The sequence below is a fragment of the Nocardia sp. NPDC003963 genome (assembly GCF_053605105.1).
The window spans coordinates 1-13,854 of record NZ_JBSGIP010000017.1 but is presented as its reverse complement, the minus strand read 5'-3'; the positions used below and the strand labels follow the sequence as shown (position 1 = coordinate 13,854).

17 protein-coding genes and 1 pseudogene are annotated in these 13,854 nt (G+C 66.6%); 8 read left to right on the top strand and 10 right to left on the bottom strand.

What is annotated here, in order from left to right; translation table 11 throughout:
• Positions 1-480: 480 nt before the first annotated feature.
• A complete protein-coding gene (locus ACWEWT_RS23655; protein ID WP_452562029.1) occupies positions 481-753 on the bottom strand; it encodes a hypothetical protein in 273 nt (90 codons plus the stop codon).
• Positions 754-1,000: 247 nt separating this feature from the next.
• On the opposite strand from ACWEWT_RS23655, the gene ACWEWT_RS23650 reads away from it, so the two are divergent.
• The 3 genes from ACWEWT_RS23650 to ACWEWT_RS23640 all read left to right on the top strand — a co-directional run bounded on the left by ACWEWT_RS23650 (position 1,001) and on the right by ACWEWT_RS23640 (position 3,635).
• Positions 1,001-2,365, top strand: a complete 1,365-nt coding sequence (locus ACWEWT_RS23650) for a hypothetical protein (protein WP_452562027.1) — start codon at positions 1,001-1,003, stop codon at positions 2,363-2,365.
• Positions 2,366-2,511: 146 nt separating this feature from the next.
• Entirely contained in the window at positions 2,512-3,216 is a 705-nt protein-coding gene (locus ACWEWT_RS23645) for a helix-turn-helix domain-containing protein (protein ID WP_452562025.1), read from the top strand.
• A complete protein-coding gene (locus ACWEWT_RS23640) occupies positions 3,213-3,635 on the top strand; it encodes a DNA-binding protein (protein ID WP_452562023.1) in 423 nt (140 codons plus the stop codon). Before ACWEWT_RS23645 ends, ACWEWT_RS23640 begins: the two co-directional genes overlap by 4 nt.
• A 230-nt stretch (positions 3,636-3,865) precedes the next feature.
• Here the strand turns inward: ACWEWT_RS23640 and ACWEWT_RS23635 are convergent, their stop codons facing one another.
• On the bottom strand, positions 3,866-4,156 hold the full coding sequence (locus tag ACWEWT_RS23635) for a hypothetical protein (protein WP_452562022.1): 291 nt from the start codon (positions 4,154-4,156) through the stop codon (positions 3,866-3,868).
• A gap of 253 nt (positions 4,157-4,409) precedes the next feature.
• Here ACWEWT_RS23635 and ACWEWT_RS23630 point away from each other — a divergent pair, with 253 nt between their 5' ends.
• The gene (locus tag ACWEWT_RS23630; RefSeq protein WP_452562020.1) at positions 4,410-5,984 is read left to right on the top strand and encodes an alpha/beta hydrolase; all 1,575 of its coding nucleotides are present in this window, start codon (positions 4,410-4,412) and stop codon (positions 5,982-5,984) included.
• A gap of 78 nt (positions 5,985-6,062) precedes the next feature.
• Here the strand turns inward: ACWEWT_RS23630 and ACWEWT_RS23625 are convergent, their stop codons facing one another.
• Positions 6,063-6,890, bottom strand: a complete 828-nt coding sequence (locus ACWEWT_RS23625; protein WP_452562018.1) for an SDR family NAD(P)-dependent oxidoreductase — start codon at positions 6,888-6,890, stop codon at positions 6,063-6,065.
• Between the two features lie 71 nt (positions 6,891-6,961).
• Here ACWEWT_RS23625 and ACWEWT_RS23620 point away from each other — a divergent pair, with 71 nt between their 5' ends.
• Together ACWEWT_RS23620 and ACWEWT_RS23615 are read left to right on the top strand one after the other, a co-directional pair.
• Positions 6,962-7,444, top strand: coding sequence for a winged helix-turn-helix transcriptional regulator (locus ACWEWT_RS23620; protein ID WP_452562016.1), 483 nt, complete (start codon positions 6,962-6,964; stop codon positions 7,442-7,444).
• 251 nt (positions 7,445-7,695) lie between these two features.
• A complete protein-coding gene (locus ACWEWT_RS23615) occupies positions 7,696-8,571 on the top strand; it encodes a hypothetical protein (RefSeq protein ID WP_452562014.1) in 876 nt (291 codons plus the stop codon).
• Between the two features lie 9 nt (positions 8,572-8,580).
• On the opposite strand, the gene ACWEWT_RS23610 is transcribed toward ACWEWT_RS23615, so the two are convergent.
• Together ACWEWT_RS23610 and ACWEWT_RS23605 are read right to left on the bottom strand one after the other, a co-directional pair.
• Positions 8,581-9,057, bottom strand: coding sequence for a hypothetical protein (locus ACWEWT_RS23610; RefSeq protein ID WP_452562012.1), 477 nt, complete (start codon positions 9,055-9,057; stop codon positions 8,581-8,583).
• A gap of 168 nt (positions 9,058-9,225) precedes the next feature.
• Positions 9,226-9,825, bottom strand: coding sequence for a TetR/AcrR family transcriptional regulator (locus ACWEWT_RS23605; RefSeq protein ID WP_452562011.1), 600 nt, complete (start codon positions 9,823-9,825; stop codon positions 9,226-9,228).
• An 87-nt stretch (positions 9,826-9,912) separates the two neighbouring features.
• Here ACWEWT_RS23605 and ACWEWT_RS23600 point away from each other — a divergent pair, with 87 nt between their 5' ends.
• Positions 9,913-10,344, top strand: a complete 432-nt coding sequence (locus ACWEWT_RS23600) for a VOC family protein (protein WP_452562009.1) — start codon at positions 9,913-9,915, stop codon at positions 10,342-10,344.
• Between the two features lie 3 nt (positions 10,345-10,347).
• On the opposite strand, the gene ACWEWT_RS23595 is transcribed toward ACWEWT_RS23600, so the two are convergent.
• Both ACWEWT_RS23595 and ACWEWT_RS23590 read right to left on the bottom strand, forming a co-directional pair.
• Positions 10,348-10,779: a hypothetical protein gene (locus tag ACWEWT_RS23595; protein ID WP_452562008.1), complete on the bottom strand. Its 432-nt coding sequence runs from the start codon at positions 10,777-10,779 to the stop codon at positions 10,348-10,350.
• A gap of 150 nt (positions 10,780-10,929) precedes the next feature.
• Entirely contained in the window at positions 10,930-11,496 is a 567-nt protein-coding gene (locus ACWEWT_RS23590; RefSeq protein ID WP_452562006.1) for a Uma2 family endonuclease, read from the bottom strand.
• 163 nt (positions 11,497-11,659) lie between these two features.
• On the opposite strand from ACWEWT_RS23590, the gene cutA reads away from it, so the two are divergent.
• Entirely contained in the window at positions 11,660-11,986 is a 327-nt protein-coding gene (gene cutA, locus ACWEWT_RS23585) for a divalent-cation tolerance protein CutA (protein WP_452562004.1), read from the top strand.
• Between the two features lie 64 nt (positions 11,987-12,050).
• Here the strand turns inward: cutA and ACWEWT_RS23580 are convergent, their stop codons facing one another.
• The 3 genes and pseudogenes from ACWEWT_RS23580 to ACWEWT_RS23570 form a co-directional block, all read right to left on the bottom strand.
• Positions 12,051-12,338 carry a GNAT family N-acetyltransferase gene (locus ACWEWT_RS23580; protein WP_452562003.1) on the bottom strand — a complete coding sequence of 96 codons (288 nt, stop codon included), beginning with the start codon at positions 12,336-12,338 and terminating at the stop codon, positions 12,051-12,053.
• A gap of 40 nt (positions 12,339-12,378) precedes the next feature.
• On the bottom strand, positions 12,379-13,737 hold the full coding sequence (locus ACWEWT_RS23575) for an FAD-binding oxidoreductase (protein ID WP_452562002.1): 1,359 nt from the start codon (positions 13,735-13,737) through the stop codon (positions 12,379-12,381).
• Between the two features lie 28 nt (positions 13,738-13,765).
• Positions 13,766-13,854, bottom strand: a pseudogene (locus ACWEWT_RS23570) (carboxymuconolactone decarboxylase family protein); the annotation flags it as partial.

Below are 13,854 nucleotides of genomic sequence, written 5' to 3'. Positions count from 1 at the left end.
TGTGTGCTGGAGGAAACAGTGGCGGCGGCAAACCTATTGGGATGAGCCGGGTCCCAGACCACGGGCACAGGGTACGGCTGTCACGCAGATGTTCCTCGAGACGGCCGTCTGCCACCGCAACCAGGCGACATGGGCACCACCCCGGACACCTGACGCTCACCAGCGGACCTGTCAGGTTCCGGCGAGTGCAGATTCGTATGTATTGCAGATTGATCCATGGTCCGCGTCCGCACCTGCACGTGGGCTCATCGGTGACCCTCATACCCACCCAGGGGCATTCGCCCGGTACGTTTCGCCAATGATCCGCCACCCGGCCGTCGTGCAGGCGGGTGCCGTGGAGACAGTGTTGTTTCTCTGGGCAGTAGTAGAGCCCCGGAGACGGCTTGGGGGTGAGCATGCCGATGTGAATCCAGGGGGCCGTTCGGCACCTGCACTCCGAAGTGCCTTGCATCGGCACGTGTCCTTCTTCGTGAGGCACGCTCACCGGTCGTCGCTGTCCGACAGAGACCGGTGCCGGTAGATAGGTGGTGGATGACCGTGGCCGATGTTCTTCTTGTCGGACTGCCCACGAATGCCATCGATCTCTCCGCGCGGCATCTGCGTACCTGCCTCGCTCGGTTCGCGCAAGGCCGTCGCAATGCGCTGAAGTGTTGTCAGGTCGGTGCATCCGTAGTCCTGCCACAGGCGAAGAGTTGCGGCGATTGCGCGGTTCGTTGCCGGCCGCTTCGGCAGGGGAGGACGACGATCCTGCACCGTGTTCTTATGTAGAGCGGGTCGTCGGTGAGGTTCGGTCGGACTGTCCCCCGTCCATACCGGCCATTGCGGTTCGATGACCCGGTTGTCTGCTGTTTCACTCGTGCAGACAGCAGAACTCGGATACCTCGGGCGACGGACCATGCGAACCACCGTGTGAATTCGCGGGGCCACGAGCGCGCCCGTGTGCAGTGACCTGTCGGCGTATCATCGCGTTCGACCTGGTAGTAAACCCGGCGAGGAATGGGTGACTGAAGTGGCCGAACCCAATACAGTCCTCGGCGACCTGATCGACGAGGCCGGGATGTCGTGGGCAGGGCTCGCGAAACGCGTGAATACTCTGGGCGCGGACGAAGGGGAGGCCCTTCGCTACGACTACACCGCCGTAGGCCGTTGGGTGAAGCAGGGGCAGAAGCCCCGTGGCATAGCCGCGCACCTGATTTCTCGTGCTCTGAGCGAGAAGTTGGGGCGGCAGGTGCGACCGGCCGAGATCGGTATGGAAGCTGCGGAATCCATTGCATTCCGCAGCCTGAGCTATTCACCGGACCCTCTGGACACCCTCGACACCTTGCGGGACCTCGGGCACGCGCACACCGCCGGTGGGTTCGCCGCACCATTCATCTTGGCAGCGCTCGCCGCGCCGAGCCGGGACTGGCTGCTCGCTACCTTCGAAGAAGTCGGCTCCGAGCGAGGTCCTCGAACCATCGGCATGCACCAGGTCGCAGGTATCCGGGAGATGTTCAGCCTGTTCCAGGAAATGGACGTCATGCGCGGTGGAGGTCACGCGCGCTCCGCTCTGGTCAGCTATATGAACACCACGGTCATTCCGCTCATCCGCAATCAGCATCAGCCCGACGTGCAGGCCGCGCTCTACGATGCGGCGGCCGAACAGGCGTACCTCATCGGCTGGATGGCCTACGACGACGGTGAGCACGGGCTCGCGCAGCGCTATCTCATCCAGGCGTTGCGGCTTTCCCAGGCGGCCGGGAACAAAATATTGGGCGCTCATGTGCTCGCCGGTATGTCGGATCAGGCCAATCTGCTCGGGCACTCACATGAAGCCGTTGCGCTGGCACGTGCGGGGATGCGCGGGATAGCAACGGTCGATTCCCCGGCCTGCCAGGCGGACCTGGGCGTCCTCGAGGCACGCGCGCTGGCTCGCCTGCAGGACGCGCGGGGCTGCGCCCAGGCGATCACCCGTGCCGAATCACATTTCGAAGCCATCGACCCCGCGAACGAACCCGAATGGGCACGCTTCATCGATCGTGCCTACTTCTACGGAGAAGCCGCCTACTGCTTCCGCGATCTGGGTGACTCCGCCGAAATCGAAAGATTCGCCGAGCTATCGATCCGGGAATGCCGTACGCAGGGCCGTGCTCGGCGAGGCAGCCTCAGCCAGGCGGCGCTGGCAGCGGCGTGTATGCAGCGTAACGACATAGAGGCCGCAGCCCATCATGCGAGCATCGTTGTCAGGCTGACTGCGACGGTCAATTCCGCACGATCGCTGCATGCCGTCCGAAATCTTCGGCAATCACTCGAACCGCATTCCGCCTTGCCGGTTGTTCGCGAGTTCAATCGGCAAGCGAATCAGCTCGTCGGATCGGCTGCGTGATCAGCAGTCTCTATTGAGCGTGTGCACGTCTGCCGGCAATTGCTGAAACGGTGATCTCCAATGCGAAGTTGCCCGCAACGAGTGGAGCATTCCAGGCTGAAGATCTGCCGACTCCAGCACTGTGACTGTGCGGGCATCATGGCGATATGCACATGGGCAAGCTCATCCGCGACCTGCGCCAGGCTCGCGGGTGGTCCCAAGGGCGCCTTGCCGACGAACTGGCCGAACACTCGGGCACGTCGATAAGCCGCGAGTACATCTCTCGGCGTTGGGAGTCCTGTAAATCGGTGCCATCCCCGTTCTGGTTGCGGCACTTGGCCGCTGTTCTCGATGTGCCACTGGCAGTAATGGAGTCCGACGTGAACCGCAGACGGTTTCTATCCAGCGTGGCCGCGACCGCAGTTGCACCGGGGGTCGCATCCGATCTGCTGGTGGAGGGATTCTCCGCGCGGCTCAAAGGAGCCGGTCCATCGGCCGAGGCGTGGGCCGATACCTTGACCACGTATGGTGCCGATTACATGACCCTGGGTGCTGCCGAGATCCAGAAGCGGCTGGCCATCGATCTGGCTGTCATCCAGCAACAGTGCGACACTCCGCAGATGTGGGCGCATGTGTCCCGGCTGATGACTCTGTACGCCAAAACCTTTCCGGGATCGGACGGTAACAGGGCAGTGGCCTGGTACCGGATGGCAGCCGAATCGGCAGATCGTTCCGGAGACGCTGGCACACGGGTCTGGGTACGCGGGCGCGCCGCCATTGCTCTCGGATATGAGGGTGCGTCGTTGCCGATCGCGACGATGTTCGCCGACCAGGCACTGGCCATCGATGAAAGGCTTCGCTGGGTCGGTTGAATGCGATCTACGGGAAGGCGCATGCCGCAGCGATCGCCGGTGATGTCGATGCGGCACGCGCTCTGGACACCGAAGCCCGCCGAGTCTTCGACCGGGCCGGTTCGGGAGACCAGGAGGCCTCCGACTACGCGGTTCCGTATTGGCGGCTCGGTGGTTTCCGCTCGCTGCTCCGAGCTCGGCTCGGTGACGAATCGGACGCGGTGGCAGCCCAGGACGAAGCGCGTCGGCTGCTACCTCCGACCCTTCCCCGGTTTGCCACCCACCTCGAGATGCATCGTGGGCTCATGCTGGTTCGCGCTGGTGACCGGGAAGGTGGAATCTCCTGTGCATCGGCAGCACTGGATGCGCTACCGCCGGAGAAGCACTCGCTCACCCTCCGCATGCTGATGGCGGAGATCACGGGTTCGCCATATGAATAAGTGATTCTCTCGAACGCGGCGGGCAGATTCGACACTGTGATTCCGATGGTGTCTCGTCGGTAAGGACCGGATTACGTTCCGGCGCTGCACATGATCCTCTCGGTGGTGCCGACCGCGAACATGAAGCGGGCGAGAGTAGAACGACGCACCGTTCGACGACAACGTCGATTCGGGTAGCGGAGCGGGAACTCCTGGAGGTCCGCGATGTCGGACCCACGGATCGGTCTACATCAGGCGCGGCGCATGAACGCCACCAATGTGCACTCTTTGGTTGCGCTGCTGTCGACGCTCCGTTCGATCACGCTCACCAGCTCCCAGCCCTGGGTTTCGAGGAGTTCGATGCCGTTGAGCAGATGGACGACCGGCTCGAAGAGGACGGATACGTTGCTTCCTGCCCTGCGGAACTCTCTTCGCGGAGGCGAGCTCAGCGCCAGGTTCCGGCGCGGGTAGGAGCGTAGGTCGACGACGCCGTTCAGTACGGCCATCACGTCGAATACAGGTCCGGGTGCGGGAGCGTCCATGTTCCTATCATCCTGAACGCGTGCCCTTCTCGCCGCCGCCGGCCAGATCACCGGGGGCGGGCGACACCGGCGGCGGCGCTACTCGCGGCGTGATGGGCGGATGTGTCGAATATTCGCAGCCGGCCTGTCCGGCATCCGAAGTCGGCCCGAGTGTGAGCCTGCGGCACCGGGTCGACTCGACCCTGCGGTAGCGGTGAGCAGGCGGGGTCCGCGGTAGGACCTTGACTGTGCCGTTACGGCACGGTGTGGGGTGGTGGTCGGCAGAGTCGATCTGCCGGACCACGTCGGGAAGTTGGGGCATATGGACCGGAAATGGAATCTTCGTCGCGGGGCGTCGCTGGTCGTGGTGCTCTGTCTCGCCGGAGTGCTGGCCGGGGTGTCCCCGGTGGCGGCCGAAGAGGGTGGCGCGCCCGCCGCGCGGCTGCAGTGGGGTGCGTGCCCTGAGGATGTCCCGGCCGAACCGCCGCGGTTGCAGTGCGCGACCGTGCCCGTACCGCTGGACTACAGCGATCCCGGGGGCGCGCAGATCGAATTGATGATCTCCCGGTTGGCCAGTACGAAACCGGATGCGCGGCGCGGCGTATTGCTGCTGAACCCGGGCGGTCCGGGTGGGTCCGGATTGGGGCTGTCCCATCTGCTGGTCACCCAGGGCGCCCCGGCCGAGCTCCTGGACAGCTACGACCTGATCGGGATGGATACCCGCGGGGTCGGGCATTCGTCGCCGGTGAGCTGCGGTTTCACCATCGGCAGTCCGTATTACGCCAATGTCCCGCCGTACGCGGCCGACGCGGCGGCGGTCGCCGCGCAGGCGACGGTCGCCCGGGGCGTCGCCGAACAGTGCGCGGCGAACGATCACGAGGGGCGGCTGCCGCATCTGACGACGGCGAACAATGCCCGCGATCTGGACCGGATCCGGGCCGCGCTCGGTGCGGAGACGGCGAGTTTCCTCGGTTATTCCTACGGGTCCGCGGTCGGGGCGGCGTACGCGTCGATGTTCCCGGAGCGGGCCGACCGTATCGTGCTCGACAGCAATATCGGCGACACCTTCCTCGACCGGGACGGGATGCGCAGGTACAGCCGGGGCGTGGAGGAGACGTTCCCGGATTTCGCGCGCTGGGCCGCCGACCGGCACGACGAGTACGGTCTGGGCCGGACGCCGGAGGAGGTGCGCGCGACCTATTTCGTCCTCGCCGACGGGCTCGACAAGAAACCGGTCGACCAGATCGACGGCGGATTCTTCCGGTTCAGTGTGTTCGCCGCGCTCTTCAACCCGCAGTCCTACGACAAGATGGCGCGGACCTGGCAGACACAGCTCGCTGCCGTGCGGGCCGGATCCCCGGGTGACGCGGCCGCCGATCCGTCCATCGATCTCGACGCGCTGTCGCCGGGCGATAACAGCCTGACGGTATTCCTCGCGACGACCTGCAACGATGTCGAATGGCCCGAGGATATCGGGGCCTATCAGCGGGCCGTCGCCGCAGACCGCGAGCAGTACCCGCTCTTCGGCGCGGCCACCGCCAATATCCTGCCGTGCGCCTACTGGAAGTGGGCGCCGGTCGAGCCGGCGGTGCGGATCGACAGCGGCGGACCGGCCGATGTGCTGATCCTGCAGAACCGGCGCGATCCGGTCACCCCGCTGCGCGGCGGCGAACTGCTGGACGAGAAGTTCGGTGAGCGGTCCCGGCTGGTGACCGTCGACGGGAGTGGGCACGGCGTGTATGTCCTCGGAAAGAACCCCTGCGCGTCGGATATCGCCACCGGTTACCTGGTCGACGGCACCATGCCCGAGAAGGATGTGGCCTGTGCGAGCAGCCCGGCCGGCCGGTGACCCGGACCGGCGGATGAGGCACCGACGGGTGGGGGAGCCGCGAACCGCCCTTGCCCGGGCCGAACTCCGCATATCGGTTCAGGCCCGCGCGGCCAGCAGATCCGCGGTGAGCCGGGCGAGACGGCGGGCGTTGCCGGGATCGAGTGAGGGGAGCGAAAGGCTCAGGGCGCGGCCGCGGTCCACGGCGGTGAGTGGTTCCGCGGGTGGGTTGTCGATGAAATCGTGCAGCGGACGGATGGATTCGCGGACGGGGCGCGCGGCGACCGCGGCGAGGGAACGGATCGCGGTCCGGGTGAGGAAACCGAGCGGGGTCAGATCGCCGCTCCTGGTGAAACCAGGGTGGTAGAGCACGACTTTGATCTTGTCGCCGTGCTCCTCGGCGAACGCCACACCCAGGAGGTCGTTGGCTCGCCCGGCCTGTAGCTGGGCACCGACCATGCTGTAGCCGCGGGTGAGCTGGGGATCGTCCCAGTGGACCGTGCCTTTCTGCACACCGACACCCGCGATACTGACGATCACCGGTCGCGCGGTGCGGGTCAGCAGTGGAACCAGTTCGTGCGACAGCAGATACCGGCTGAGGTAGTACAGCGCGAACGTGTGCTCGAAGCCCTCGGCGGTCTGGACGCGTTTCGGCGTCGTCCGGTTCGCGAAGAGCAGTAGCGCGTCGACGGCGTCGTAGGCCGCGCCGATCTCGCCGACCACCCGGCGCACCTCCGCGACCGAACTCAGGTCGGCGCGCACGAATCGGAGCCGATCCGCGTCCGCCCCGGCCGCGGCCGTGAGTTGTTCGCCTTTGGCCGGGTTGCTGCCGATCGCCACGACCCGGTCGCCCCGGGTGAGGCGTTGGAGCGCGATCGCGCGACCCATACCGTCCGTGCCGCCGCTGATAAGAATGGTTTTGGACATCACACCTCCGTGGATCCGACTGCTGTACTCATCCTCGGCAGTGGCCACCGGACGCGAAAGAAGGCACTTTTATGTCCAGTACGCACACGGATGTGCCCTCCATCGCCGCCGCCGAACTGCCCGTGCCGGTGCCGGTGGCCGAGCATCAGATCTGTCCGGTATCGGGACTGATGAGCCGGATCGGCGATAAATGGAGCTTGCTGGTGATCGCGCTGCTGGCCCGGCGCCGCTACCGCTACAACGACCTGCACCGCTCGATCGAGGGCATCAGCCAGCGCATGCTGACCCGGACTCTGCGCGCGCTCGAGGAGGACGGGCTGGTCGACCGCGTGGTGTACCCGACGGTTCCGCCGGCCGTCGAATACGGGCTCACCCCGCTCGGTGAAACGCTGCTGGTCCCGCTGTCGGCGCTGGCGGATTGGGCGGTGGACCATTTCGGTGCCGCCACCACCGCGGGTTCGGATCGCACCGGCGGCGGTACCGCCGGTGCGGTCGGAAACGGTGATCGAGAGACCCCGCCGGCCACACCCGTGCTCGAGACGCCCGGGCGGTGATCGCCTGCTGTCCGCGAGATCGCGCCGGCCGTCGATCGGCAGGGTTCGCCGCGCCGTAGATCGGCGGGTCCGCGACCGCGGTAGCGGGTATTCGCCGTGGTGGTGAGCCCGCGCGGACCGGGTGCCGACCGGGTGCGGCCCGGCCCGCGGGCTCGGTCTTCGCGCCGCTCGGGTCCGGATTGCGCTGCGTAGGAGCAGTTCTGCGGATATCGTGACCCGATGAGGGGCTCAGTGGGTGAAGCGGGGGCCTGATGGCCGGCGGCGTCGCACGGGCGCTGCAACAGGTGCTCGTCGGAACGAAGAATTTCATTGCCGGGAACGGGGACGTGCGGATATCGGCACTCCGCGGACACGCCGGGAAATCCCGTGCGGCCGCGGACTGGTTCGAAGGCCTCGATCCGCGTCTCGCCGACGGGATCCGCAGCCCCGATCCCCACGGTGGAGGCGATGGTCCCACCGGCGAGTACCCGTTGCCCAGGCGTGTGGATCCGCCGCGGTTCGAGAGGACCGGGCTCGGTCACGAGGTCGACCGATTGGCTTCGCTGTCGCCGACCTTTCAGCGGCTGCTCCGGGAAACGAAGGCGGACGGGTGGACGGTCGCGTACGGCGATATCGGTGGCGGGGCGCATACCACGCGCAGTAACAGAAGAATTACCGTGGACAGCGGTATCCGTGATCAGCCGGAAAAGGTTCTCGGCGCGTTGGCCCACGAAATCGGGCACGCCTACGGCTCGGCGTACCAGCCGCAGTCTGTTCCCTATCGCGGGCAGGGTCGCACCCGCTGGGTGCGTTCGAGTGCCTTCGAACATCTGCGGGACGAAGGTGAGGCCGCGCTGGTGGAAACACAGATCCTGAGAGAGATCGCCGCGGCGGGTGGACCCCGGCTACGTCCTTCCGGCCGCTTCGGTGCCGAATACGAGAGGAACTACGACCAGTATCGGCGCGGCGAATCGACCCGGGAAGAAGCGCGAGACGAGAACGCGCATCATTACATGCGGGAATTCCGCAGTGGTAGCGATGAATCCGGGACTCCGGAGACCTATCTGGCCCATTACGAGGATATCTACCGCGATATCTTCGACAACGACGAGACGTTGCAGATCGCGCGGATGATGTATCCCGAGTGAACCGGGACATCACTCTCGCGGACTCTCCCGTAATGAACCGGAGGAAGTATGGCGGTGCAGTGCGACGGTGGTCAGCGTTCTCGACTTCGCCGTGAGATCGAGGAACAGCACCGTATCCCCGATCTCCTCCCGGAACGATACGACTCCCTCCGGCGGCACATGCGGTTCGAGGGCCATACCGTGCCTGGACAGGGCGAAGTACGCGCGTAGCTCCTCCTGCCGCACGATCACGCCCGGCCGGACCGTCAATGCCGTCAGGTGTAACGAAGCCGGTGAACCGGGACGTGGAATCCGCAGGGTCACGGTTTCGAACGGGCCCGTTTCCGGGTGGCCGACGAATTCCTGCATGAAGGAGTTCGAGCAGGGGATCTCGCTTAACTCGGCCGTACAGGCGGCGGCGACTGTGGCTACGGTGAACGGAACGGATATGGTGAGCAGCCGATCGACCGTCGCTCGAATCGCGTACGCCTGTGGCGGATCGGCCATCGGATATCCCCTCGGAAGTGCGGAAAGCGAGCCGGTATCAGCATCACCTATGCCGGTGCGGGTCGCTACCGCGAAATTCTCGGGGCCGCGGAATCCGGATCCGCGAGTTCGCGTCGCCATTCGGGCAGTTCGACGGTTCTATCCGAATCGTCTCCGCCGAGCCCGGTTTCAGCGGGCCGGTGCGGCGCGGAGCCCGTCGAGTATTCGGCGCAGGCCGGCCAGGGTGTCGGCGAGGGCATCGGGGCCGGAGGTGGTGGTGAGCCAGAGCGCGGCTTCGTTCATGGCGCCGGACAGCAGGTGGGCGAGCGGCGGTATGGGCTGGGGCGGAATGACACCTTCGGCGGCCAGGGCGGTGAGGGCTTCCGCGAGATGGCGGGCGGAGGTGGATTCGTCCATGGCCCGCCACTGCTGCCAGCCGAGAACCGCCGGGCCGTCGATCAGCATGATGCGCTGGATCTCGGGGGAGGCGCAGGTGGTCAGGAATGTTTCGCAGCCGGTGACGAGCTGGGTCCACGGGTCGGATTCGGCATCCGCGGCGGCGGCGACACGGTCGCCGACCTCGCTTTGGACGTCCTGCAGGACTGCGCGGAACAGGGCGAGTTTGCTGTCGAAGTGGTGGTAGAGCGCGCCCTTGGTGACGCCGGCGGTGTCGACGATCTCCGAAAGGCCCACGGCGGCATAGCCCTTGACGGCGAAGAGCTGTCTGCTCGTGCGCAGCAGGGTGCGGCGGGTCTGTTCCCGCTGCTGGGTGCGGAGCGAACCGGCCATCGCGAACCTTCCATTGACATACCGACGGTATGCGACCTAGTGTAGTTCGCATACCGTTGGTATGTGAAATATGGCGAAAGAGACCCCATGGCAATCAGCAGCTTCTACCCGGTCGTCGGTACCACTCGGATCGCGCAGGCACGCGATTTCTACACTCGCTGGTTCGGTTTCGAGGTCGTCTTCGCGGCCGACTGGTACGTCAGTCTCCGGCGGGTGGAGGGTGAACGGCAGGACGAGCTGGCCCTGCTCGACCCCACCCATCCGACGATTCCCGAGGGATATCGCAAACCGGTCCAGGGCCTGCTGCTGAACTTCGAGGTCGACGATGTCGACGCCGAATGGGAGCGGCTGGTCGTACAGGGCGGGCTGCGGGCCGAACTCGCTATCCGCTCCGAGGATTTCGGGCAGCGGCATTTCATCGTCGCGGACCCGAGCGGTGTACTGATCGACATCATCACCGAGATACCGCCCACCGGCGAGTACGCCGAGCAGTTCACCACCGGTTCCGCGGCGGTGTGATGCTCAGTCGACGTTACGGACCTCCTCGCGCGGCCCGGCGGAATCGGACCTGCGCAGGAGCAGCGGCGGAGGAAAGTCCCTGGAAATGATCCGCGTACCCGACCACGGGCATACGGTTCGGCTGTCGCGCAGATGTTCGCTGACGCGTCCGGCCACAATGGTGACATTGCGGACCGGGCACAATCCCGGGCAGCCGATGGTGGTGATCGACCCGGCACGATCGCGATGGACCCCGCTGCGCAGTTGACGTGAGCTGATCCAGGGCCGATGCCCGGCCGGGCAGACGGTGTGGCCGGTGACTCTGATTCCCACCCAGGGGCATTCACCGGGCACATTGCGCCAGTGTTCGGCCACTCTGCTGTCCACCACGGTCGTCCCGTGTAGGCAGTGCAGTGTTTCCGGGCAGCGGTAGCGGCCGGATGCGGAGGTGGTCACGAGCATCCCGAGGTGGATCCAGGGCTCGCTCCGGCAATCGCAGTCAGAACCATCTGGCTGAGGCATGCGGGGTAGTTCGGTGTGCCGGCGTTGCCGGATGGGTGGCATGGTGTTCCGGTCGTGCGGTGTACCTCCGCACCGGAGTACGGGTCAGATCCGGCCGAGATCGATGGTTACGGTGAACGGCGCGGAAACCTCGACGACCCCGGTGAACATCTCTCCGGTCCGATACGACCCGGTCGCCGGATCGAGGATGTGGGTGTAGATGAGCGGAACGCCGGCCGCGGCCTGCTCGATCCGCCAGTAGAACGCGATACCGGCCCTGGCGTACTGCTCCACCTTCACTATCCGGTCGGTGGTCTCGGAGCCGGGCGAGACTACTTCGGCGACCAGCAGGACATGCTCGGGGCGGGTCGGCGCGATATCGATCGTATCCGCGCGATACACCACGACATCCGTGTGTCGGTTGTTGAACGGTACGTCCTGGAGCCGGACATCGAAGTCCGTATCAGCGTTCCAGTCGGGCCCACCGGCGGCATCAAGCGCATTCGCCAGGACCCGCGCCACCCGGTTGTGCCGCTCGGACGCGCTGGGGCTCACGACGACCATCCCGTCCACGATCTCGATCCCCGCACACTGCTCCTCCGACCAGGAGTCGTACTCCTCGCTCGTGATCTGCTCGTGCATCCACGCGGGGGCTATCGTCTCGGTCGTCATGACGCTCATCCCGCATCGCCCTTCATCCGACAGTGCGGCAGGCGGCGCGGCTGTCGTCCGGACCGCTGCCATCGGGACGGCAGCGGAAGACGGCCCGGGACGTCGGCGTACCGAGCGCGGGCCGACTCCGCCCGGTCCGCCGACCTCGTGGATCATGTACGCCGTGAGCGATACCGATCTTGTGGACGTGACCATCAGTGGACCCGACGAGGAATGGCTGGCGGAGTTCACCCACCGGCTCGTCACGGACCGGTTGGCGGCGTGCGGGAACATCTTCCCCGAGGTGCGATCGATCTACCGCTGGGAAGGCGCGGTCGAGGATGCCTCCGAGGCCGTCGTCGTATTGCACACCCGGGCGTCGCTGGTATCGGCGATCGTCGAACGCGCCAACTCCGAGCATCCCGACGAGGTTCCGCAGGTCGTGGCGGTACCGGTGGCGGATGTGAACCCCGCCTACGGTCAGTGGATCCTGGACGAGACCGCGAACTGATCGCGCCGGTCGCCGTGGCCGGGCCGGCGGCGTGATCCCCGGTCGGCCCCGCGGAGGATTCCGCTCAGCGGTGGACCAGGTCGGCGTACTCCGGATGGGCGCCGATGTAGTCGTCGACGTACCAGCAGGTCGCCGCGACCTCGAAACCGGCGGCGCGGGTTTCGTCCAGCGCGTACTTCACCACCTGACCGGCCACACCCCGCCCCCGGAATTCCGGGAAGGTGATGGTGTGGTGGAAATTGCGGACCCTGGGCGATTCGGTCTCCGCGTAGTCGGCGTAGCCCGCGAGGCTTCCGTCGAGGTAGATCTCGAAGCGGGTGTCGTCGGCGTTGTGCCGGAGTTCGGTACTCACCTCCGTTGGAACCGCGGTCCGGGTGCGGTTTGTTCCGGTGTCAGAGGACGGCGCCGGGGTTGAGGATGCCGTGCGGGTCCAGCGCGTTCTTGATCCGCCTGGTCAGATCCATGACCTCGGGTCCCAGCTGATCCGGCAGCCATGCCTTCTTGAGACGGCCGACACCGTGTTCTCCGGTGATGGTGCCGCCGAGCGCGATGGCCAGGTCCATGATCTCGCCGAAGGCGCGGTGCGCGCGTTCGGTCTCGCCGGGGTCGGTGGGGTCGTGCACGATCAGTGGGTGGGTGTTGCCGTCACCGGCGTGCGCGATCACCGAGACGGTGACATCGTTGCGCCGGGCGATCTCGGCGATACCGGTGACCAGGTCGCCCAGGCGGGGGAGCGGTACTCCGACGTCTTCGAGCAGGAGCGGGCCGAGCCGTTCGACCGCGGGGATCGCGTAGCGGCGGGCCGCGGTGAACGCTTCGCCTTCTTCCGGATCGGCGGTGTGGAACGCCTCGGTGGCTCCGGCGGCGCGGCAGGCGTCCAGCATGATCCGGGCCTCCTGCGCGGCGTGCTCCCCGGGTGCGTCGGACCGGGCGACCAGTAGTGCGGCGGCGTCGCGGTCCAGGCCCATCCGCAATTCGTCCTCCACGGCGTTGATGGCGACACTGTCCATGAACTCCAGCATCGCCGGGCGCAGTGCGCCGGTGACCGCGAGGATCGCCTCGATGGCGGCGGTGAGGGTCCCGAACGAGGCGACCACGGTGCTCTGCACGGGCTGCGCGGGGAGCAGCCGCAGGGTGAGTTCGGTGATGACACCGAGGGTGCCCTCGCTGCCGACGAACATCTTGGTCAGCGACAGCCCGGCCGAATCCTTCAGCCGCGGGCCGCCCAGCCGGACCGCGGTGCCGTCGGCCAGGACGACCTCCATCCCGAGGACGTAGTCGGTGGTCACGCCGTATTTCACACAGCACAGGCCACCCGCGTTGGTGGCGGCGTTACCGCCGATCGAGCAGATCTCGAACGACGAGGGGTCCGGCGGATACCAGAGTCCGTGCTCGGCGACCGTCCGTTTGACCTCGGCGTTCAGCAACCCCGGGCCGACCACGGCGGTCCGGGTGACCGGATCGACGCTGATATCGCGCATCCGCTCGGTACTCAGCACGAGACCGCCGTCCACCGCGGTCGCCCCGCCGGAGAGCCCGGACCCCGCGCCGCGCGGTACCACCGGGACCCGGTGCTCACCGGCCCAGCGCAGTGTCGCGGAGACATCGGCGGTCCCGGTCGCGCGGACCACGGCAACCGGTTGCCCGGCCGCCGGGTCCTTGGCCCAGTCCTGCCGGTATCCGGCCAGCACGTCCGGGTCGGTGAGCACCGCGCCGGCGGATAGTCGATCGATCAGTTCACGCAGGTCCACGCCTCAACGCTATCTGTTGCAGGCGGCCCCGGGGTCCCGCCTCGGTGAGTTCGAGCGCGGCGCGTTCGGCTTCGGTGAACACCGTCGCCTCCCGCCACGCGGCGACCAGGTTGATCC

Bases quoted from the DNA above. Each gene is read 5' to 3' on its own strand.
- ACWEWT_RS23645 (WP_452562025.1), top strand. From the start codon at position 2,512: ATGCACATGGGCAAGCTCATCCGCGACCTGCGCCAGGCTCGCGGGTGG.
- ACWEWT_RS23635 (WP_452562022.1), bottom strand. From the start codon at position 4,156: ATGGACGCTCCCGCACCCGGACCTGTATTCGACGTGATGGCCGTACTG.
- ACWEWT_RS23625 (WP_452562018.1), bottom strand. From the start codon at position 6,890: ATGTCCAAAACCATTCTTATCAGCGGCGGCACGGACGGTATGGGTCGC.
- ACWEWT_RS23620 (WP_452562016.1), top strand. From the start codon at position 6,962: ATGTCCAGTACGCACACGGATGTGCCCTCCATCGCCGCCGCCGAACTG.
- ACWEWT_RS23615 (WP_452562014.1), top strand. From the start codon at position 7,696: ATGGCCGGCGGCGTCGCACGGGCGCTGCAACAGGTGCTCGTCGGAACG.
- ACWEWT_RS23610 (WP_452562012.1), bottom strand. From the start codon at position 9,057: ATGGCCGATCCGCCACAGGCGTACGCGATTCGAGCGACGGTCGATCGG.
- ACWEWT_RS23605 (WP_452562011.1), bottom strand. From the start codon at position 9,825: ATGGCCGGTTCGCTCCGCACCCAGCAGCGGGAACAGACCCGCCGCACC.
- ACWEWT_RS23600 (WP_452562009.1), top strand. From the start codon at position 9,913: ATGGCAATCAGCAGCTTCTACCCGGTCGTCGGTACCACTCGGATCGCG.
- ACWEWT_RS23590 (WP_452562006.1), bottom strand. From the start codon at position 11,496: ATGACGACCGAGACGATAGCCCCCGCGTGGATGCACGAGCAGATCACG.